19 protein-coding genes and 1 pseudogene are annotated in these 19,441 nt (G+C 69.4%); 6 read left to right on the forward strand and 14 right to left on the reverse strand.

What is annotated here, in order from left to right:
- The coding region (locus tag ACWCSD_RS15975) for a helix-turn-helix transcriptional regulator (protein WP_449915613.1) at positions 1-1,539 on the forward strand (1,539 nt) is incomplete at its 5' end.
- Between the two features lie 56 nt (positions 1,540-1,595).
- Here the strand turns inward: ACWCSD_RS15975 and ACWCSD_RS15980 are convergent.
- Positions 1,596-1,916: a hypothetical protein gene (locus tag ACWCSD_RS15980; RefSeq protein ID WP_449915615.1), complete on the reverse strand. Its 321-nt coding sequence runs from the start codon at positions 1,914-1,916 to the stop codon at positions 1,596-1,598.
- Positions 1,917-2,366: 450 nt separating this feature from the next.
- Between ACWCSD_RS15980 and ACWCSD_RS15985 the strand changes: the two genes are divergently transcribed.
- The 3 genes from ACWCSD_RS15985 to ACWCSD_RS15995 are packed head-to-tail and all read left to right on the forward strand — an operon-like array spanning position 2,367 to position 3,797.
- Entirely contained in the window at positions 2,367-2,843 is a 477-nt protein-coding gene (locus ACWCSD_RS15985; RefSeq protein WP_449915617.1) for a site-specific integrase, read from the forward strand.
- A complete protein-coding gene (locus ACWCSD_RS15990) occupies positions 2,800-3,507 on the forward strand; it encodes a hypothetical protein (RefSeq protein ID WP_449915620.1) in 708 nt (235 codons plus the stop codon). The genes ACWCSD_RS15985 and ACWCSD_RS15990 overlap by 44 nt, the downstream gene beginning before the upstream one ends.
- Complete coding sequence (locus ACWCSD_RS15995) at positions 3,480-3,797, forward strand: hypothetical protein (RefSeq protein ID WP_449915623.1); 318 nt, start codon at positions 3,480-3,482, stop codon at positions 3,795-3,797. Before ACWCSD_RS15990 ends, ACWCSD_RS15995 begins: the two co-directional genes overlap by 28 nt.
- On the opposite strand, the gene ACWCSD_RS16000 is transcribed toward ACWCSD_RS15995, so the two are convergent.
- Positions 3,790-6,573: a hypothetical protein gene (locus tag ACWCSD_RS16000; protein ID WP_397157381.1), complete on the reverse strand. Its 2,784-nt coding sequence runs from the start codon at positions 6,571-6,573 to the stop codon at positions 3,790-3,792. The two genes, ACWCSD_RS15995 and ACWCSD_RS16000, sit on opposite strands and share 8 nt — an antisense overlap.
- Before the next feature lie 221 nt (positions 6,574-6,794).
- On the opposite strand from ACWCSD_RS16000, the gene ACWCSD_RS16005 reads away from it, so the two are divergent.
- Positions 6,795-7,160: a DUF4158 domain-containing protein gene (locus ACWCSD_RS16005; protein ID WP_397157585.1), complete on the forward strand. Its 366-nt coding sequence runs from the start codon at positions 6,795-6,797 to the stop codon at positions 7,158-7,160.
- Positions 7,161-7,215: 55 nt separating this feature from the next.
- On the opposite strand, the pseudogene ACWCSD_RS16010 reads toward ACWCSD_RS16005, so the two are convergent.
- The 8 genes and pseudogenes from ACWCSD_RS16010 to ACWCSD_RS16045 form a co-directional block, all read right to left on the reverse strand.
- A pseudogene (locus ACWCSD_RS16010) lies at positions 7,216-7,887 on the reverse strand (tyrosine-type recombinase/integrase); the annotation flags it as partial.
- A gap of 95 nt (positions 7,888-7,982) precedes the next feature.
- A complete protein-coding gene (locus tag ACWCSD_RS16015; RefSeq protein ID WP_449915629.1) occupies positions 7,983-8,582 on the reverse strand; it encodes a serine hydrolase domain-containing protein in 600 nt (199 codons plus the stop codon).
- Between the two features lie 41 nt (positions 8,583-8,623).
- Positions 8,624-9,835 (reverse strand): hypothetical protein, encoded by a 1,212-nt coding sequence (locus ACWCSD_RS16020; RefSeq protein ID WP_449915631.1) that lies wholly within the window; start codon positions 9,833-9,835, stop codon positions 8,624-8,626.
- Between the two features lie 144 nt (positions 9,836-9,979).
- Positions 9,980-11,077 carry a HesA/MoeB/ThiF family protein gene (locus ACWCSD_RS16025; RefSeq protein ID WP_449915634.1) on the reverse strand — a complete coding sequence of 366 codons (1,098 nt, stop codon included), beginning with the start codon at positions 11,075-11,077 and terminating at the stop codon, positions 9,980-9,982.
- A gap of 250 nt (positions 11,078-11,327) precedes the next feature.
- Positions 11,328-12,119 (reverse strand): proline racemase family protein, encoded by a 792-nt coding sequence (locus ACWCSD_RS16030; RefSeq protein WP_449915676.1) that lies wholly within the window; start codon positions 12,117-12,119, stop codon positions 11,328-11,330.
- 66 nt (positions 12,120-12,185) lie between these two features.
- Positions 12,186-12,803: a thiolase C-terminal domain-containing protein gene (locus ACWCSD_RS16035; RefSeq protein WP_449915636.1), complete on the reverse strand. Its 618-nt coding sequence runs from the start codon at positions 12,801-12,803 to the stop codon at positions 12,186-12,188.
- 125 nt (positions 12,804-12,928) lie between these two features.
- Positions 12,929-14,209 carry a serine hydrolase domain-containing protein gene (locus tag ACWCSD_RS16040; RefSeq protein WP_449915639.1) on the reverse strand — a complete coding sequence of 427 codons (1,281 nt, stop codon included), beginning with the start codon at positions 14,207-14,209 and terminating at the stop codon, positions 12,929-12,931.
- Positions 14,210-14,982: 773 nt separating this feature from the next.
- A complete protein-coding gene (locus ACWCSD_RS16045; RefSeq protein ID WP_449915642.1) occupies positions 14,983-15,453 on the reverse strand; it encodes a hypothetical protein in 471 nt (156 codons plus the stop codon).
- A gap of 216 nt (positions 15,454-15,669) precedes the next feature.
- Between ACWCSD_RS16045 and ACWCSD_RS16050 the strand changes: the two genes are divergently transcribed.
- Complete coding sequence (locus ACWCSD_RS16050) at positions 15,670-16,632, forward strand: IS630 family transposase (RefSeq protein WP_449915644.1); 963 nt, start codon at positions 15,670-15,672, stop codon at positions 16,630-16,632.
- A gap of 220 nt (positions 16,633-16,852) precedes the next feature.
- Here ACWCSD_RS16050 and ACWCSD_RS16055 read toward each other — a convergent pair whose 3' ends face one another.
- The 4 genes from ACWCSD_RS16055 to ACWCSD_RS16070 form a co-directional block, all read right to left on the reverse strand.
- The gene (locus ACWCSD_RS16055) at positions 16,853-17,665 is read right to left on the reverse strand and encodes a class I SAM-dependent methyltransferase (RefSeq protein WP_352365484.1); all 813 of its coding nucleotides are present in this window, start codon (positions 17,663-17,665) and stop codon (positions 16,853-16,855) included.
- Between the two features lie 238 nt (positions 17,666-17,903).
- Positions 17,904-18,050, reverse strand: coding sequence for a hypothetical protein (locus ACWCSD_RS16060; protein ID WP_352365486.1), 147 nt, complete (start codon positions 18,048-18,050; stop codon positions 17,904-17,906).
- A 199-nt stretch (positions 18,051-18,249) separates the two neighbouring features.
- Positions 18,250-18,741, reverse strand: coding sequence for a hypothetical protein (locus tag ACWCSD_RS16065; RefSeq protein ID WP_449915648.1), 492 nt, complete (start codon positions 18,739-18,741; stop codon positions 18,250-18,252).
- Positions 18,742-18,865: 124 nt separating this feature from the next.
- Positions 18,866-19,414, reverse strand: coding sequence for a helix-turn-helix transcriptional regulator (locus ACWCSD_RS16070; protein ID WP_449915650.1), 549 nt, complete (start codon positions 19,412-19,414; stop codon positions 18,866-18,868).
- Positions 19,415-19,441 lie beyond the last annotated feature (27 nt).

Genomic DNA, 19,441 nt, shown 5'->3' on the forward strand with positions numbered 1-19,441 from the left:
GTCGAGCGCACGCTGGCCGCAGCTCAGGCCAGCCTCGACGCCGGCGCTTTCGCGTCCGCGCTCGGCCTGCTCGCGCGAGCCGAGGGCCTGCCCGCCGACGACCTGCAAAGCGCCAGGATCGACCTGATCCGCGGCCGCACCGACCGAGCTGCCCACTCCGGCAGGGAAGCACCCGCCGCCCTGCTGCGGGCCGCCCGGCGGCTCGAACCCCTGGACGCCAGGCTCGCCCGGCACACCTACCTCGACGCCTGGAGCGCGGCCCTCGTCGCGGGCGGGCTCGCCCACCTCGGCAGCGACCTGGCCTCCGTCTGCGCCGCCGCCCGCCAGGCGCCACCGCCGCCCGAGGCCGCGAGCGCCGCCGATCACCTGCTGGACGGCCTCGCCTCCCACATCACCGACGGGCCTTCGGCGAGCCGCCCGCTGCTGCGCGAAGCCGTCACGGGCTTCCTCGACCACGACGTGCCGGCCACGCTGTGGCTGCACTGCGGCGTGCTGGTCGCCAACGCTGCCTTGTCGCTGTGGGACTACGACCGCTGGGAGGCGGCCAACGCCCGGCACATCGAACTCGCCCGCGCCGACGGCGCGCTCGCGCCGCTCGCCAACGCGCTCAACGTGCGCCGGGTCATCGCGCTGTGGCGCGGTGATGTGCAACACGCACGGGAGCTGGGATCGGAGGAGTCGACCGTCAAAGAGGTCACCGGCACGCGCAGGGTGTCCTACGGCGAGTTGTTCCTGCTCGCCTACCAGGGACACGACGCCGAGGCGCTGGCGCTCATCGAGGAGGCGGCCAGTGAGGCGACCGAGCGCGGAGAGGGGCTCGGGCTCTACTTCACCGACCGGGCCACCGCCCTGCTGCATCTGGGCCTCGGTCACTACGCCGAGGCGACGGCCGCCGCAGCACGAGCCGCTGCAGGCAACCTCGGCCCCTTCACCGCGCAAGCTCTTCCCGACCTGGTCGAAGCGGCTGCGCGCAGCGGCGAGACCACGCTCGCGGAAACCGCGCTAGCCCGCCTTGTGACCTCTACCGCCTACGCCGATCAGGAGTGGGCTCGCGGCCTGGAAGCCCGTTCACGAGCCCTCGTCACTCAAGGTGAGGAGGCCGACCGGTTCTACGCCGAGGCCGTCGAACGGCTCAGCCGTACCCGGCTGTCCTTCGAGCTGGCCAGGACCAGGCTGCTGTACGGCGAGTGGCTGCGCCGAGAACGCCGCCGCGCCGACGCCCGCCACCACCTCAAGCCGGCGTTCGAGGCGTTCGTCGACATGCGCGCCGACGGCTTCGCCGAACGCGCACGCCACGAACTCCTCGCGACCGGCGAGAAGGTCCGCAAACGCACCGCCGACACCGTGGACGACCTGACACCGCAGGAGGAGCACATCGCCCGCCTGGCACGCGACGGCCGTACGAACGCGGAGATCGGCGCCGAGCTCTACCTCAGCGCCCGCACCGTCGAGTGGCACCTGCGCAAGGTTTTCGCCAAACTGGGCGTCGCCTCCCGCAAGGAGCTTCGCGACACGCCGATCCGCTCGCCCAGACGCTGACACAGTGACCGGCTCGAAGCCGCACCCCGACCGCTCGGAGGGGCTGGGCCTGGAGGTCAGGCAGGCGGCGATGCACATCCGGAGACCAGCGGCGAAGGGAGAGCCGCCGGTGACACCGGATCGGCCGCGTTCGCCGTTGGAGTGAGTATGGTTCTCACCCGCTGCGGCAGGGCGATGCCGCCGCGCTCCAGCGCGGTTGGCACCATCTGGTCGATGCGTGCGCAGGTCACATCCCGGGTGGTAAAACTCCAGGTCGTCCGCTTCTCCATCCCGATGCCAGAATCGATTCCCGTGAAGCTCCAGCTGTGCCGTACTGACAACCTGATGAGAATCAGTACTGACAGAACAATGAGAACTCTCAAAGTGAGAGCTCTCATCTTTCTGACTGTCCCGTCTCACTAGATCTGGCGCAGTCTCAGGAGAAGTGACGCATGGCGATGATCAGCCCCGGCGACATAGCGCACTCATCAGGGCGGAACCGGCATCCTCCCGGCCACGACCTGCATCAGAGGCAAATTCTTCCGTTCCGTGATCGTGTGCCAAGTCGGATGAGAGAAACGGTCGCTTGCGCCAACTTGAGTGAGACGCGGCGGCTGCGGTCGTCTCATCCAACTTGGCGCACCGCAGGTCAGAGCCCCACCGCACGCCAACTTCATTGAGAAGGAACACTGACCCTGGGGTTTCTCGCCTGCTGTCAGCGGGATTCCCACCTGGCGTCAGTGGCGCGATCCCGCATCCGACGCCGCCCGGCCTCCCTCCTCTCCGGAGATCGACCGCCTTCCGTCCTGGTTAGCGATAAGCTCTTATCGCTAACCAGGAAGTTGATCATGGAAAACCATATGGGCGCTCCCGAACGGCTGCCGGAGCGCGTCCTTGCGCCGCCCGCCCCGGATGAGCACCTCCTGGAGGGCCGGACGGCCCGGCTGGTCGACGAGGGCCTGGCCGCCAACACCCGCCTGGCCTACGCCCGCGACTTCGGCGCCTACGCCACCTGGTGCGCCTCCACCGGCCGCACCCTGCTGCCCGCCACCCCCGCGACCCTGGCCAACTACGTCGCCCACCTGGCCGCCCAGCACTACGCCCCCTCCACCATCGACCGCGCGCTGGCCTGCGTACTGGCCGCCCACGACCAACGCCCAGCTCGCCAAACCCGCCACCACCGCGGCCCGGCTGGCCCTGCGCGCCTACCGCCGCGAGCGCGCCCAGCAGGGCCACCGACCCCGCAAGTCCCCGCCGATCACCGTCGACCGGCTGCGCGCGATGGTCGACGCCCTGCCCGCCGGCACCCCCGCAGGACGCCGTGACCACGCTGTCCTCGTGCTCGGCTTCGCCCTGATGGGCCGCCGCTCGGAGATCACCGACATCGACATCGACGACCTCACCTTCACCACCGACGGCCTGGAGCTGTACGTGCCGTTCAGCAAGACCGATCAGGACGCCCGAGGCGAGATCGTCGCCATCCCCTACGGCCAGCACCCGCAGACCTGCCCCGTCCGGGTGACCCGCGCATGGCTCGCCGACCTGACCAGCGCCGACGTGACGACCGGGCCGCTGTTCCGCCCGATCGACCGGCACGGCCGCATCGCCGGGCGCGGCCATCCCGCTGCCGGTCGCGGCCGCCGTGAACGGCTGACCCCGCAGTCGATCAACCTGATCGTCAAACGGGCCGCCACAGCCGCCGATCTCGACCACGCCGAGGCCTACACCGCCCAGGGCCTGCGCGCGGGCGGCGCCACCTCCGCCGCCAAGGCCGGCGCGCCGATGTCCGCGATCACCCGTACCGGCGCGGGCCCGGTTCGACCGGGATTTGGTGAACCCGGTGTCCAGCGAGGTGATCATCCACACCAGGTCGGGGTGGCTGCGCCACTGATGACACCCCCGTGGTGGGCGTCGCCGGCTACTACGCGTTCGCCGGCGTCATCGCGGTCGCGGTCGGGGCGATGGTCAGGCACGCCGCCGCCGTCCTGATGCTGCTGCTGGGGTACGCCATGATCGCCGAGTCGCTCGTGCAGGCGGTCCCCGGCGTGGGGGCGGGGATCTACCGGTGGTTGCCCTTCAACGTCGCCAAACAGTTCCTCATCGGCGCCCCCGATCCCGGCACAGGCCAGCCGGCCCCGCCCGCCCTCACGCCCTCGACCTCTTCGCTGCCTCCGTGGTGGGCTCTGGCCTATTACCTGGCTTTCGCACTCGTCCTGCTGGCGATCGCCGCCTGTACGGCGAAGCGGCGCGACGCCCGACGATCGAGTACGGCTAGCTGATCGCCACCCGGATGAAGCGTGGCCGGTAGATGCTCGGGTCGCGATAGTGGTCGGCGTCCGGCTGGGCCCTGTTGTCCATGCTGTTGACGTTGTAGGAGATCAGCAGCGAGGCGTCGGTGCTCTGCTCGAAGTGCACGTGCGGGTTGTAGGAGATGACGTCGCCGTCGAGGTAGCTGCCGAACGGGCCGGGCTCGGGCATCCGGTAGACGGGAGTCCTGTTGGTGAAGCCGTCGAACGGGTCGCACGAGGTGAAGGCGTTGATCAGACCGTTGAACGCCTCCGTGCTGTCCTGGCTGACCATGAGGAACTGGCCCCGCCACGGGGTGACGCTGTACTCGTTCGCGATGCCGCTCAGCGTTTCCGCGGCGTGCTCCTCGACCTCGCTCCAGCCCCACGGGGTGTAGAACTGCCACCGGCCGACGCGCAGGTCGTCGCCCCGCACCCGGGCCACCTTCATCTTCTTGTTGATCGGCGCGTCCGACACGCCGTAGACGTAGGTGTAGCCGTCGCCGCTGCGGCTCGCGGGCAGGATCGCCGACCCCCAGGCCACGCCGGCGCGCGAGGGCAGCGGGGTGACGCTCTTCGGCTTGGTCAGATCGCTCAGCGAGAACGTAGCGACCACGTTCTGGTCGAAGGCGAACGGCATCGGGCCGGTGCCCTCGAGGCGGTACTTGTTGAACATCACCTGCAGCCGGTCGCCGGTGACGAAGCCGTCGCCGCTCCAGTACCAGTGCGTGCCGTCCGGCGGCGGCAGGAGCGCCCGGGGATCCGAGGCCGTGCCGCCGTGCACGGTGGTGAGCTTGTCCCCGTCCTGCAGGACGAACGAGTTGTTGATGATCCTGGCGGTCGTTGGTCTGGTGCCGTTGGCGTTGAGCGGCCCCAGGAAGGTGTCGGAGAACAGCCAGAGCGTGCGGCCTCCTGGCAGGGGCATGGAGAAGGTGGAGTCGCCGCCGGTCCAGCCGTCCGGGGTGGAGGCGGCGTAGGCGTTGAACGTGCCGACCGGGTAGGCGTCCAGCTGGGGAGGCCCGAGCACGGGCGGTCGTAGGGCACAGGAGCGGCGCTGGAACGGGACGTAGTTGCCGACGCTCCAGAAGGGGTTGGTCCAGTCGTTGCTCGCGGCCGCGGAGGAGGTGCGAAGGTCGAGGCGGGTCTTGACCAGCGTCGCCACCATCGGATAGCGGAAGTTCTCGATCTCCACCGTCCCGGTGGAATCGGGTGAGCGCACGTACTCCGCCGTCGGGTACGCCGACAACGTGTCGGACCCCTCTCCCGCCTGTGCCCATACCAGGACGCTCCACGCGACGCGCGGCACCGGCTGGCCGGGCGCCACGTTGAAGCCCTTGATCGTGAGCGTGGCCGGCGCCGCCCCCTGCTGGGCCGTGAAGTCGGTGTAGGAGCTGCCGCCCGGCAGCAGCGCGCCGCCAGCCACCTCGTTGTAGCCGACGAACGCGGCGTTCGAGCTCCTCATCGGGCGGGCGCCGCCGAGCGAGTCGCCCTCCGTGGCCTGCTCCTGCTCGAGTTCGCTTCGCCACAGGGCGACGTCGGGGTCGCGATAGCCGTTCTCCGCCGCGCCGTACTGCGGGGCGGCCAGGCGGTAGTTGGCGATGGCGAAGCCGTGCAGAAGCACTCGCAAGTCGCGCCCGCCGAGCGAGGCCTGGATGGCGGTGATGGGGGCGGAGCCCGCGCTGCGGATCTGCTCCCAGGTGCTCCGCACGAAGTCAGGGCCGACCTGTTCCGTCAGGTAGAGGGGCAGCAGGAAGGCGCCGTACTGGCGTGGCCCGCCCAGGCCGTCCCAGCCGTTCAACGCCAGCATGGGTTTGGCCAGGAAGTCATCCACGTGATCGGCGTACATGTCGCGCTGGGAGGGATGGGGGACGTGCGAGGGGGCGCGGAGGTAGGTCTGATGGGCCGCCCATTCCGCGGTCGCCTCCATCCACCAGTTCATCGACCCGAAGGCGTCCGTGTCGATGAACTGGCGGAAGAAGTCCTGAGCCACCTTTCCTGCCTTCCAGTAGGAGTACTGGAACACGTGGAAGAGCTCGTGGCGCGGCAGATAGTCGTAGTACACCGGATTCGACGGCATCAAGATCGTCGGCAGGAAGTTGTAGCCGATCGGCAGGACGAACGGATTCCTCAACTTGGGGGAGCAGAGGTTGTCGAGCACGGGGTCGCAGAACTGGTCGGTGCCGAAGAAGATGGCGTGCGGCACCGCCGGATTGTCGGAGATCTCGAATCCCATCGAGCGATATGTCCTGGCCGCGATGGAGACGGCGTCGACCGCGTTCTGGATCGCGGTCGGGCGTCCGCTCGGCTCGGCAGGCGTGGGAGGCACGCCGCCGCCACCGGTGTCGAGGTTGTAGAAGATGACGAAGTTATCGACGTTGGCCCAGCAGTGGTAGTCCTTTCTCAGGAATCGGTACGGCTCGTCGTGCGCGCAGTCGAAGAAGGAATTCCCGGTACTTCGCAGTCCCGGGGGTGAAAGCACCTGCTTGGCGGCGCCGGAGGCTTTCGCCGACATCGCTGACAGGTAGGTGAGATAGGTCTCGGCATTCGTCGAGAGCGGGCCGGTCGGGCGCAGCCGCGCGGGCACCGTCTCGGGGGCGGTCACCGACGCCACGCCGTACCTGATCATGTCGTCGACCGACAGTTCGCCCGCCTGGTAGGCGCTGACGATCCGTTCGTTCGGCCCGAAGAGGCTTGTTGCCTGAGCCGGGCGGGAGAGAACGACGGCGGGGAGGAGAAGTATCAGCAGACCCGCTAAGACCGCGCGCTTCATGCGCGGAGTATCACATGATCGTCAGGTCGGCGACAGCCGATCGAATGCCGTTGCGCTCCATGGCAATGAAGTGTGCGTTCAGCACTAACTACCCTCAAAAAGCAGCCCCGGTCCACGAAGGGGTCTCAGTAGTAACGGCCGAAAATCGGGCGGATATAGCCGAGTAGGCTTCTGGGCTTGGTATCTGTGGGGCTGGCTGGAGGTCGTTCTTGGCGACGCAGGTGTTCGCGGATGAGGAGCTGGAGCGGCTGCGGGGATTCCCGGAGATCGGCCGAGACGAGCTGTTTCGGTTCTTCACCCTGCCATCAGCTGATGTCGCGTTCGTCGATCCCGGCCCGGGCCGAGGTCCGGCCGATCGGCTGGGGCTGGCCGTAGCCCTGTCCACGTTGCCGTGGCTCGGATTCGTGCCGGACAAAGTGTCGGCGGCGCCGCCGGTGGCGGTGGCCAGGCTGGCCGACCAACTCGCCGTCGACCCAGCCGGACTGCGGTCCTACGGGCGGCGGGCGAAGACGCGAACCGAGCATGGGTGCGGCGGCGGGGTGCCAGGAGCTCGGTGGCCTTGGCGATGGCCTCGGGGCCGGGGTTGACGTAGCGCATGGCGGTGCGGGGGTCCTTGTGCCGGGTCCTGCCCATGATGAGCTGCAGGGGGACTTCGGCCTCGCCGAGGTGGGTGGCGGCGCTGTGGCGCAGCTGGTGCAGATCGAGGCCGGCGTGCTTGTCCAGCAGGACGCGGGCGCGGTCGTAGCCCAGGCGGGCGCGGCCGGTGTGCGGGCAGATGTCGGCGGCCGCCGGGCGGCGGGCGCGGGCGGGGCGGCGTTCGGACAGGAACAGCGGGCCGCGCGTGCGCGTGCTGCCGTCCGGGAGCCGGAGCAGGCGTGGCAGCGGGTGGGCGGTGCCGCTGTCCCAGTACACCCACTCGATCGAGCTGCCCTTGGACCGGACCGGGGCGCGGCGATGCTCCAGGTCGAGGTCCTCGACGTTCAGCGCCAGGATCTCAGCCGCTCTGGCCGCCGTTTCGTGGAGCATCCGCCACAGCGGCTTCTCGCGCGCGCTCTCGCCACGCGAACGCAAGGTGCTCGCGCTGGTTGCCGAGGATCGGTCGAACAGTGCGATCGCCCAGCGCCTGTATGTGTCAGAGGCCGCCGTGGCCAGCACGTCACCGGCGTATACACCAAGCTGAACCTCGGCCCGGACGCCGACGACCACCGCAGAGTGCTCGCCGCACTGACCTTTCTCCGCTCGCGCTGACCTCGAAGCTGCATGGACGATTCGCAGCTCTGGTGTCCTCGGAGACAGCACTGAGGTCGCTTTCATCGTCCCGCCAACCGGGCGGGCGCAGGGCAGCCGCACAGTCACGTCCCGACATCCCGAGCCCGGCCCAGACCCTCGCCATTCAGGCCGGGCACCGCTCAGAGGGGCAGAACCCGAACTGACCGAGCCCGCCGTGATTCGTTGATGTCTAGCCGATCTGGATCAAAGTCCGTGAAGCGGTGAGACTGTGTCTGACGAACGCAACGCGGCTGACGACCTCCTCGAGGATGTAGCGGAAGGTCAGCGCGTGGTATCCGGTGACGGTGCCCAGGGCCACAGCGGCGCCAGGTCGGCGATCCGGTCGCACATGCTCCCCCGGTCCCGCAGGTCGCCCGGCGTGGTTCCGGCCGGCGCCTGGGCACGCCCGCCGTGTGGACGAGAACGTGAGCCAGCGTGATGCCTTGCTTGCCGTGCGCGGCGAACTCCGGCCAGTACTCGGCGACCGGCCTGTCGTAACTGAGTCTGCCGCGGTCGGCCAGCACGTGCACGACCGCCGCAGTCAGTCCCTTGCCGGTGGACCAGGAGTGGAACAGTGTTCGGTCGTCCACCGGCCGCTCCGCGCACGGGTCGGCGAGGCCCGCGCCGGTGTTCACGACCCGCTCGCCGTGCAGGCGGGCGGCCACCTGGACGCCGGTCTCCCGTCTAGAAGCAACCAACTCGTCGAGCAGTCGCTGCACGTGTTTCTGGGCATCCGCCATGTCCGTTCATAGACGAGATGACGACGTCACTGCAGCACCTCTCACAGGAGCCTGCCCGACCTCCGCAGGCGGCGCTCCCTGAGTGCGAGGAGCGGGGGCAGGGCAAGCTGTGTCGCCACGTACGCCGTCACGGCAAGCGCCTCCCAGAACGCGGCCGAACCCATGGTGCCGGCACTCAGCTGTACCAAGCCCCACTGAGCGAGGGCGAGCAGCAGCGGCAGGGCCACGAGCACGAACATGCCGGCCATGGCCACGACCCCCGCCACGTACAGCAGGGCGAACCAGCGTGCCACGTGCCGATCACGCTCGCCCGCCGAGGCCAGCTCGGCCGCCTCGGCGGGAGGCAGCCGGAAGAGCCCGGCCTTGGCAGTCAGCCACGTGACCCGGTACAGGTTGTGGCAGCGCAACGCGTTGGCCAGTACGGCATAGCCGTCACTGCGCATCGGCACCGCGGCCCACTGCCAGACGATCCCGACGAGCCGATACAACACCACCGCGCCGAGAAGGCCGCTCAGCGTCTCGGGCAGTATAAGCACCCCGGCCCTGTCGAGCAGCCGCAGCCCCAACGCCGTCGCCACGACCACGACGTCGATGGCCATGCCCGCCAGATAGGCCCCATACCTGCGGCGGCGCGGCACGTTCACGATCTGGGTCAGGTCGGTCTCGAAGACGATGTAGAGGCCCCGATAGCTGACCCTGAACGTGGCGGGGACGCCGAGCGCCCTGCCCGCCACCCAGTGCCATGCCTCGTGCAGGGCGCTGAAGGCGATGTCGACGAGCAGGTAGGTGAGCATCGACAGTGCGGCGCTGGGGAGAAACCAGGCGTCCTTCCACGAGGGGCGCAACTCGGGTGTGAAGGCCAGGACAGTCACGACGAAGACCGCTGCCGCCGCGTAGCACGTCCAGGCGGTCCTGCCGAAGAATCTGGCCGCCGTGCCCTGGCCGAGTCCCTCGATCCAGCCGCTGGGGGCTCGTTCTCCGAGCGGTGCGGGCGGGTCGAGCAGGCCGGCGCCGGTGAGACCGTCGAGGAAGTCGGCCCCGTCGACCTCCTCGCCCGCCACCTCGCTCGCCCGCCTCGCGGCCTCGGCGGCCGACCCGCCGTCCTGCAGTGTGGTGACGAACACCGCCCCCGGCTCCGGCACCGCGACGAAGATTCCGAGGTCGGGGCGGCCCAGGATCCAGGCGTCACCGTCGAACGCGACGGTGAGCCGTGCGGCCCGTTCGCGCAGGTCCCGGTCAACGATGGCGGACATCCGTCCTCCTGGAGCTTGCGGAGCGACAGAGGCAGAGCGCACCCCGACCGACGCCGGGGTGCGCTCGCGATGGTCAGGAGTCGGGCGTGTTCAGTCCGGTCAGGCGGGTGTTCTCGATCCGCACGATCTCGATCTTCATTGTGGTCAACTCCTTCCGCAGGTCGCACACTCGGGATTGCGAGACCACTCGGCCTGACTCATGGCGCAGGCGCCGGCGAAGTCGATGGTGAGTGGCCGGCCGGCGTATGCCGGTGGCTCGAAGCCGGTCAGGTAGCGCAGCACCTCGAAGGCGCCGAGCGCGCCGAGCAGACCGGCGACGGGGCCGATGCCGCGGTTGGGTTGCGGCCTGCTGTAGAACAGGCGGGCCGCGGCGATCTCGGCGCTCAGTGCGGGCTCGTCGGGGTCGGCGTGGCCTTCGGGCCTGGTCGGATCGGCGGGGACGCAGCCCCTGCAGGCGCTCTCCCCCGGCGCGACAGACCAGACGATTCCCTTGGTGACCGTGATGCCGCCGCGTACGAACGGCACGCCGTGCCCCACGCAGGCCGCGTTGACCCAGAGGTCGACCTCCTTCGGCTGGTCGATCCCCGAGGCGACCACGTCGGGGCGCGTCTCGTCGAGGAGCTCGGCCAGTTGCTCGGCGCTCTCGATGCCCGTGTCGATCGCCTGGACCTTGATGGCCGGGTCGAAGGCGCGCACCCACTCCGCCGCCCGCTCGACCTTCCTGGCGCCGACGTCCTCCCAGCGGTAGAGGTACTGCCTGGCGAAGTTGCGCACGTCGACGGTGTCCCTGTCGACCAGCGTCATCCTGCCGACGCCCAGCCCGCTGAGATGCGGGATCGTGTTGGAGTTGAGGCCGCCGGTGCCGAGCACGAGCACGTGCGACTCGCGCAACCGGCGTTGCAGGTCCTCGCGGCTGCGTGTCAGCGTGCCGAACGACTCGAAGAAGGCCAGGTTGCTGAAGTGGCGCTCGGCTTCGGCGGCGTCGAGGACGCCCAGCCGATCGCCGTCCTCCAGCAGTCGCTCGGCGTCGAGGGCCTCGATCGCGCCGAGCACGTCCTGGACGGGGAGCGCCAGGTCGTCGGCGAGCTCGCTGACGGTGCGGCCGCCCTCGCGCAGAAAGGCGAGGAGCTTCTCCACCTGGCCGCCGGGGTCGGTCACGATCAACCGGTCTCGCAGGTCGTACACGAGGTGGAGCTCATCGCCCACCCGTTGCCAGGCGACGTTCTTGAGGCGTGGCCGCATGCGTCCTCCGATGTGTCCGGTGAAGCCGTCGTCCTGAAGCTCGATGAGCAGACGGCGTCGCGGTCGACGTGGGCAGCTTACGCACGGCGGATCATGGAAGTCGTTGGCGGAGCACGCACTATTCCTTGGCAACGGCGGCACGGACAGCGGCTCGCCCCCCCTCCTTCCGATCAGCCGGCGCGATCGCCGCACCAGCCAGCGCCGAGAGGTACGAACTCGCCCTGATCGTCGGAAGCACGATGTGGATCTCTCAGGGCGGAGGAAGGCCAAGGCCAGGTCCAGTACCGCGCCGAGGCGCCGCGCCTCGGGTACGGATGGGGACTGCGCCTCGCCCGCCCGGCGAGCACTGCGACGCGCGCTGGAAGGAGGAGTAGACCACTCCGGAGGACGTCGAGGCTGCCAGGCGGCTGCCCGGAACCACGTCGCCGTCCTCGACCGCCAGGCTGCAGCGAGCGCACGTGCCGGTGCCGCACGGCCCCATGTGCAGGACCGCGTCGCCCCAGACCACCGCGCTGGTCGTTCGCGCGGAGGTCACCGGTGTGGTGAGCAGGAGCATGTGCGGGCGCGCCGGGCCCGCGCGGAGGGTGCCGAGGAGGGCCGAGCCATGCTCGGTGAGGGCGCGCGCTCCCGCGGCGGAGACCTCCAACTCCAGCTCGGCCGCGGAAACCGCGGCGAAGACGTTGCCTCCGGCCGTCACGGTACGGACCTGGAGCCGCTTGCCCTCGTAGGAGACTTCGGCGACGTCGACCCGGGAGGTCCCCGGAGGCATGGTGAGGGTGATGCGGGCCTCTCCCGAAGACCGGGCGATGATCAGGCCCGCGCCCGTCTCGAGCCGCACCTCAGGCCGGGACCCGAGAACGAGCATCGCGGCGAACATGCTCGCCTCGCCGCAACCGTCGAGCGGTCCGTCGGCGGCCATGAAGACCAGCCCGAGGTCCGCCTCGCTCCGGACGGGCGCGACCAGGACCGCGACGATCGCGCCGGATCTCCTCCAGCGTGTCCGCCATGAGGGCGGGCACCTCGCGCATCCGCGCCCCGGAATGAGGCACCGCCGTGGCGTCGTAGCAGGCGACCGGCTGGCCTTCGGCGTCTCCGAACGCCGGCGGTATCACAGCGTGCCGCCACGGTTGGCGGGCTGGTAGGCGGTCACGACGACGGCGCCGCCGAGTCCGATGTTGTGCTGGAGGGCGACGGTTGCGCCGTCCACCTGGCGGGCGCCGGCCTCGCCGCGGAGCTGCCACGTGAGCTCGGCGCATTGGGCCAGGCCCGTGGCGCCGAGAGGGTGGCCCTTGGAGATGAGGCCGCCGGACGGGTTCACCACCCAACGGCCGCCATAGGTGGTGTCGTCGTTGTCGACCAGCAGGTGCCCCTCGCCCTCCTCGGCCAGGCCGAGCGCCTCGTAGGTGAACAGCTCGTTCGGGGCGAAGCAGTCGTGCAGCTCGATCACGTCGACGTCGTCCGGGGTGAGCCCGGACCGGGCGTAGACCTTCTCCGCCGCCTTCCGGCTCATGTCCGTGCCGACCAGGTTGATCGCGCTGTTGCTGTCGAAGGTCGAGCGCAGGTCGGTGACCATCGCCTGGCCGACGATCTCGATCGCGCGGTCACCGAGGCCGTTCTCTTCGACGAACCTCGCGCCGGCGAGCACCACGGCGCCGGAGCCGTCGGACGTCGGCGAGCACATCAGCCTGGTCAGGCCCGCGTCGGCGTAGACCATCTTGGCGTCCATGATGTCTTCGACGGTGTAGACGTCCTGGAACTGGGCGTGCGGCGGAGCCGGCCCAGCCCGACCGGCACCCCCTGTGCGTCTGCGACCCCCTCTTCCAGGCAGTGCCCGAGGCCCGCTCGGCCCGTCTACTGAGCCTGCCCGTCGCAGAACACCGTCTTGACCAGGTTGTTCAACGCCTTCGGGAACTCCGTCGCCACGTCCGCGGCGGCGTCACCGGTGGTGATCGAGGCGGTCAGGGTCTTCTTGCCGTCGGGCGTGCTGTACATCAGCGCCCCGTAGCCGTTGTTGCTGCCGTCGTGGTTGTAGACGACGCCGCCGCAGTTCGGGCCCAGGTCCTGCACGTACAGCCCGAGGCCGTAGCTGCCGAAGAGACCGGCGCTGTTGGGGTGCGGCTTGCGCATCTGGGTCAGCAGCCCGGCCGGCAGAAGCTTGCCGCTGTTCAGCGCGGAGAAGAACGTACGCAGATCCTCCGTGGTCGAGATGATCTCGCCCGCGCCCGAGATCCACGAGGGGTTCTGGCGGGTGACGTCGATCACCTTCCACTGGTCGGTGGCGTCCTGGTAGCGGTAGTAGGCGTGGGCGTACGGCGCGGGCATACCCGTCCAGGCGCCCGGCACCACGGTGTGCTGCAGCTTGAGCGGCCCCAGGATCCGCCGCTTCATCTCCACGGCGTAGGAATGGCCGGTGACCTTCTCGATCAGCAGCTTGGTCAGCACGTAGTTGACGTTGCCGTAGCTCCATCTCGTCCCCGGCTCGAACTTCGCCGGCCTGGTCAACGTCAGCCGTACCAGCTGCTCGTCGGTGTAGGTGTGGAAGCGCTTGGGCACCCACTCCTTGCCCTGCCAGGGGATCAAGGACACCGGCTTCCCGTCGGGGTCGATGTCGAAGCTGTAGTCGAACAGCCCGGTGGTGTGCTGCAGCAACATCCGCACAGTGATCCGCCGGTCCAGCTTGAACTGGGGCAGGTAGTCGGCCACCGTGGCGTCCAGCCCGATCTCGCCGGCCTCCACCAGTTTCAGCATCAGGGTCGCGGTGAAGTTCTTGGTGCTGCTGCCGATCCGGAAGTACCCGTTCGTCGGCGGCTTGGCGCTCGTGCCCAGCTTGCGCACCCCGGCGCTGCCGACCCACTCGCCTTGCTCATCGTTCACCCGCATCTGCATCCCGGCGGCGAGACCGGCATCGACGAACGCCTGGATGGCCTTCTGCAGCTCGGGGCGGTCCTGTGCGGCGGCCTTCGACACGGCTCTGCTGTCCGCGGTGGCCATCGCGGGGGTGGCGGCGCCGGCCAGCAGCGCGGCCGCCAGCGCGGTGACCGCCACGCGCCGGAAGGCATCGCCGCGGCTGGCCGGGCGCGAGTCCACGCCGGAGATGCGTGCCTGGGTCGCTGATGTGGACGGGGTATTCATGGCTTCTCGTCTCTGTTGTCGCGCTCATGCGAAGCGCTCGTCCGGTGATTCGGGGATGGGCGATCGGGATGGGTATGGGCCATCGATCAGGTCGCGTACCAGGAGGCCCAGGTGCGTTTGCGGGCCTTGAGTCAAGCGGCGTCGAGGGCGACGATGATGGTGCTGCGGAAGTTGTCGGCCTCTGCCGGATCCTCCCGCTTGAGCAGGCTCATCGAAGCCGTCAAAGCCGGCAGCACTCTGGTCGGCGAGGTCGGCCACGGCCTTGCCCCACTTCACGCCCTTGGGCGCCTTGGCCAGCACGTGCCCGCCCAGGCGGCGGCGGAGGTCAGGGCGATGGAGCCGTCGGTGCCGACCCGGTGGGCCGAGTCGGCGGCACCGGCGGTCGACATCAGCGCGACGGCGCTCCAGGCGGGGACCCGCAGGGTGTGCGTGTCCTAGGCGGAAGGGGTGGTGGACATGGTGGTGGACTCTCAGAGATCGGTGATGAAGGTCGAGTGAACGAACGACTGGTGGAATGCGGTCCCTGCCGGTGCCCGGAGGGCTGGACGGCTCAGGTCAGATCGCCCGAGCGGATCTCCCCCGGCCTCAGTCGCTGAACCGTTCATGACGTTCACCTTCGCAGACCGCCCTGACACCGGGCCGTCGTCGTGCTGACATGGCCGCTGACACGAGCTGTGCGTCGCCGGGACTCGCCTGTGTTGTGCTGCGTGCACGCCCTCGGAGGCCGCGCACCTGTCGTGCCGGAGTTCACGGAAACGCGAAGCGTGAGCGCGTCAGTTGCCGAACTCCTCGGCGACTTTCTGATGGATGGCCTCCAGCTCGGGGGTGTAGACCCGATAGAAGTCCTTGCCGCACTCCAGATCGTCCAGAATCGCGCGCTTACCCGCCCTCTCCGCGGCGGCGGACTGCGCTAACAGGTCCTCGCCGGATTTCAGCTCCTTGCCGAGGACCCGCTTGGCCGCGTCGACGATGCAGGCGTCCACGGCCTTCCAGTAGCTTGTTCTCTGCGCTGGGGAGAGCTTCGTCCAGATATCCCCGTTGGGGTCGGCCCCTGAGAGGTCGGGCATGAAGTCGGGGGCGTCCGGGCCCTTCAGGTAGACGTACACCGAGAAGACCCCGAAGCCGTACTTCGCCCGCTGGGCCTTCAACGCCTCATAGTCGCCGGCTCTGCGCTTGCGCTCGTCGTCGGTCATGGGATCTTCCGGTGGCACATAGGGGATGTACCTGAAGCCCTTCTGCTTCATGCAGTCCGCCTTGACGGATTCGAACTGGCGCCTCTTCTCCAGTGCCGTCGCGGCCGACTTCGACGGAGTGAAGCGCCTTCCCGGAGGGCTCGGCGTCACCCCCGCAGCCGTCGAGCACGATCGCCGCGGCCATCGCCAAGGCGGTCATTCTGATGGTGTCCATGGTCGGTCTCCCGTATTCAACGTCACGCGCGCACGCGAACGCCGAGGCAGGCGGTGGCCCGCCGGCGCAGCCGGTTCCTGGCCCATCGGCTGGACGGGCTGTCCGACGAGCCCCGGCCGGGCGTGCCGCGCACCATCACCGACGTCCAGGGGGAGGAGGTGGTGGTGCGCACCCTGGAGGAGGTGCCGGCCGGGTCCACGCACTGGTCCAAGCGGGAACTAGCCCGCCCGGTGGGCATCTCGCCGACCAGCGTGGCCAGCATCTGGCGGGCGTTCGGGCTCCAACCCTGGCGCACCCAGGACTTCAAGATCTCCACCGATCCGCTGCTGATCGACAAGACGTGGTCGGGCTGTATCTGGCCCCGGGCCGCCCATGCCGCGGTGTTCGCCGTCGACGAGAAACCGCAGATCCAAGCGTTGCAGCGGAGCGCACCGGCACTGCCGATGCTGCCCGGCGTGCCCGAGCGGCGCAGCTTCGACCACGTCCGGCACGGCACCGTCGATCTGTTCGCCGCGCTCAACACCGCCACTGGCAAAGTGATCGGCAAGCTGTCGGCCCGTCACCGTGCCGTCGACTTCCGCGACTTCCTGGACGAGATCGTCCGCCAGGTCGAGCCGGGCCTGGGAGCGGGGCAACTTCTGCTCCTTGGACGCTCTCAAGGCCGCGTCGGAGGAGTGGATCAAAGTCTGGAACGAGGACGCCAAGCCGTTCAGGTGGACCAAGACCGCCGACCAGATCCTCGACCGCATCTGCCGCTACTGCGACCGAATCTCAAAAACCGGCTCACTAGGGTGACGCAGCCGTGCGACGCCGGTCCCAACCCTCCCCCGGGACATCGGATCCGGGGACCCCGCGATGGGGACCATCAATCCGGTCGACACCATCCAGCCCACCACGCCGCCCATCTCCTTCGACCTGACCCAGCCGCTTGCCTGCCGGCGCTCTGTGGCCGGTGGGTCGAGCCCGTACCGCGACGTCCTCGAGGTGACGGTCCACGCCGCCGGCTCATGCAGTGAGGATCACCATCGACCGGCCGTGGAACGGCTCATACGCGCCCATGGCGTGCGGAATCGGCGGACGGCCGTTGTCGATCAGGCCAGGGCTCCGAAGGACAGAGGCGGGGCGCGAGTGGGAACAGCTGCTGGTCAGCCTTCCCGCCGTCCAGGCGGCGGACCTGGCCGGGATCCTCGCTGGGCAGGCGCGCTCGCGTACGTTCCCCGTGCCATCAGCCCCGGCTCAGAACCGGTAACGGAGAATGCGTGCCCCTTGGCGGGACAAGGCCGTGCTACGGGCGGTGAGACGGGTCAGCGCGCGTAGCGGTTGCGGGAACAGGGCTACTTCCGGTGCGCGGTTGAGGATCTGTTCCTCGATCAGTTTGAGGCTGGCGTCCCAGGACTCGGGTTCGTGCGGGTCGTCGAAGCCCCGGGCGGCTTCCATGCCGAGTGTCCTCATGATCGGGTGGTGCTTCATGGCCCAGGCGGCGAGGCGGGTGTAGCCGTTGAGCGCGAGTTCGCCCGAAGGGAAGTGGCCGGCCAGCTCGCGGACCAGGGCCTGGAAGGAGTCGCCGGGCATGAAGGGGAGCAGCCCTTCGGCGACGATCATCGCCGGGCGGTCATCGGGGATGGCCGTGAGCCAGTCGGAGCGGGTGAGGTTGGCTCCGACGAGGTGGGAGCGGCCGTGCAGGAGTGCGGATCGCAGACTCACCACTGCGGGAAAGTCGACGTCGTACCAGTCGACGCCCGGCGGCGGATCGCAGCGCCGCATCCTGGTGTCCAGGCCGCAGCCCAGGTCGAGCACCACGCATCCGGGGTGAGCGGCGACGAAGGCCCGGACGGCGTCGTCCAGCTTCCTGGAGCGCAGGGCCGTGGTGACGACGACGTTGGTCTTGACCTTCAGCTTGCCGAAGTCATAGTCGATTCTGCCGGCCAGGTCGGCGGAGAGCGTGTCGCCGAGGATCGGGCGGGGCAGTTCGGCGTCCCGGGCTCTGGCGTGGAGCGTGAGCAGGAGCGTTTCCTGGATCAGCCCGAGGTCGGGTTGCCAGCGGTACATGGTGATTCCTTAACGGCGTAACGGATGGCGGGCTGCGGAGTTCTGTGGCCATGTCGGGGAGTCGCGGCCGGCCTTGATGCGCTCGGTGCGGTGTCCCTCGCCGCCCGCGATGTCGAGCCCCAGCGCTTTCGGAGGTGTGGCAGCGTTGCTGCGACGCCGCGCGGGTGTCGTCCCGCCGCGTCCATGCACCCGGCCATGGCGGGGATCTCTGGCCCGCCTCCGGCCCCGGCGCGTTTCGTCAGTACATGAGGATCCACAGTTCGAGGTACGGGTCTCCCCACTTCACCGGGAACTCGACGCACTGGTGACCGCGGCCGGTCCGGGGGCACCTGTCGTACATGTCCATGCTGTAGTAGCGCGCGGCGCTCTCCCGGTGCGGTCCCATGGGCCGAGGACGTCGCGGCCGACGCCGGCGACCCAAAGACCGCGCTTCCACGAGCCACGGGTTCTCCGATCGTTGTGAGGCGAGCCGAAATGTCGCTGTCGACCCTCACATGATCAACCTCTTCATGTCGTTGGCACTGAACGCACGCTTCCTTCGACATCAACGCAATGTGGAGTTCCCGTAGCACTGACCGAGGGATTCAGGGCGTGCTGTCCGGAACATCATTCGCCGCCGTCTTCGCCCTCTTCACCAGAGCCTCTCCCCGCACGGAGAGCCGGTGGCCGACTTCCAGGCTCTCGGTCAGGCTGCGGCCTTTGAGTGTGCGGACGTCCCGTTTGAGGGCCTGGGTGTCGCGCCCGAGGTGCTGGGCGAGCTCGGCGGCGGCGGTCGCGGGCAGTTCGTGGATGAGGCGGAGCAGGTCGTGGGTCCAGGGGCCGCGGCGGGCGGCCTTATCGATGCCGGCCAGGCGGCGCTGTATTTTCGGCCGCCTGTTCGGCGTGCAGGTCGCTGCGTTCACGGAGCGCTGTCCGGGGGCCGGGCCGGCTATGCGCAGGCTGATCCGGTAGAGCTGTCCGTCGGGCCGCCGGGCCAGTTCCTTCCACAGGTCGTCGGGCGTGGCGTAGCCCGCGCGCCGGAGGTCCTGCGCGGTCACCTGGGCCTCGGTGATCTCCTCCACCGTGTCGATCGCCACGATGCCGACGGCGGTGCGCAGCAGGCTGCCCGGACACACGGCGTTGCGCTGCCAGCGGCGGACGGCCAGCGTGAGGGCCCGTCCGCGATGCGCTCAAGGTCTCGGCGCTTGAACAGCATGGGAATCAGGCTAACGGCGGGTGCCTCCCGGCGACGTCGGCGCGGTGCGCCGAACGCCATGGCGGAGGTCGGGCTGTGCGGGCGTGATCCGTCGGTTGCCGGTGCCTGCAGCAGGTCTGGGAACCGTGTCGTAGCGCCGGGTGCGTGCGGCCGCCGGTGAGCGCGGTGGCGAGCTTGTCCATGGCGGACGTCGCGGACGGGCTCGTGGTGGGGCCGAGCGCGGTGAGGCTGGCCATCAGGGTGGCGATCTCGCGGAGGTCGAAGGCGATGGCGGGGATGCGGTGGTGCCGGTTGATGGCCACTCCTCCGCCGCGGCCGGTGGTGACGTCGATGGGGACGCCCGACTGTCGTAGCCGTTCGATGTCACGGGCGATGGTGCGTTTGGAGACGCCGAAGTCGCGGGCGAGGGTGCCGACGGTGATCCGATCGGCGGCGGCGTGGAGCCGTTCGATGAGGTGTTGCCGGCGCTCGACACTGCGGATCGTCAGGTGATTGTCGCGCGAGGCAACGGACTTTGCGGACGACTTCCTGGCGAAGGATCGTAACCAGGACACAAGCTTGTCCAGGTTCGTCGCTAGCGC

The sequence above is a fragment of the Nonomuraea sp. NPDC001684 genome, assembly GCF_053596515.1.

What these genes read in the sequence shown, in the direction of transcription:
- ACWCSD_RS15980 (WP_449915615.1), bottom strand. Translation starts at nt 1,916, where the DNA reads ATGAGAGCTCTCACTTTGAGAGTTCTCATTGTTCTGTCAGTACTGATT.
- ACWCSD_RS15985 (WP_449915617.1), top strand. Translation starts at nt 2,367, where the DNA reads ATGGAAAACCATATGGGCGCTCCCGAACGGCTGCCGGAGCGCGTCCTT.
- ACWCSD_RS15990 (WP_449915620.1), top strand. Translation starts at nt 2,800, where the DNA reads ATGGTCGACGCCCTGCCCGCCGGCACCCCCGCAGGACGCCGTGACCAC.
- ACWCSD_RS15995 (WP_449915623.1), top strand. Translation starts at nt 3,480, where the DNA reads ATGGTCAGGCACGCCGCCGCCGTCCTGATGCTGCTGCTGGGGTACGCC.
- ACWCSD_RS16000 (WP_397157381.1), bottom strand. Translation starts at nt 6,573, where the DNA reads ATGAAGCGCGCGGTCTTAGCGGGTCTGCTGATACTTCTCCTCCCCGCC.
- ACWCSD_RS16015 (WP_449915629.1), bottom strand. Translation starts at nt 8,582, where the DNA reads ATGGCGGATGCCCAGAAACACGTGCAGCGACTGCTCGACGAGTTGGTT.
- ACWCSD_RS16020 (WP_449915631.1), bottom strand. Translation starts at nt 9,835, where the DNA reads ATGTCCGCCATCGTTGACCGGGACCTGCGCGAACGGGCCGCACGGCTC.
- ACWCSD_RS16025 (WP_449915634.1), bottom strand. Translation starts at nt 11,077, where the DNA reads ATGCGGCCACGCCTCAAGAACGTCGCCTGGCAACGGGTGGGCGATGAG.
- ACWCSD_RS16035 (WP_449915636.1), bottom strand. Translation starts at nt 12,803, where the DNA reads ATGGACGCCAAGATGGTCTACGCCGACGCGGGCCTGACCAGGCTGATG.
- ACWCSD_RS16040 (WP_449915639.1), bottom strand. Translation starts at nt 14,209, where the DNA reads ATGAATACCCCGTCCACATCAGCGACCCAGGCACGCATCTCCGGCGTG.
- ACWCSD_RS16045 (WP_449915642.1), bottom strand. Translation starts at nt 15,453, where the DNA reads ATGAAGCAGAAGGGCTTCAGGTACATCCCCTATGTGCCACCGGAAGAT.
- ACWCSD_RS16055 (WP_352365484.1), bottom strand. Translation starts at nt 17,665, where the DNA reads ATGTACCGCTGGCAACCCGACCTCGGGCTGATCCAGGAAACGCTCCTG.
- ACWCSD_RS16060 (WP_352365486.1), bottom strand. Translation starts at nt 18,050, where the DNA reads ATGGGACCGCACCGGGAGAGCGCCGCGCGCTACTACAGCATGGACATG.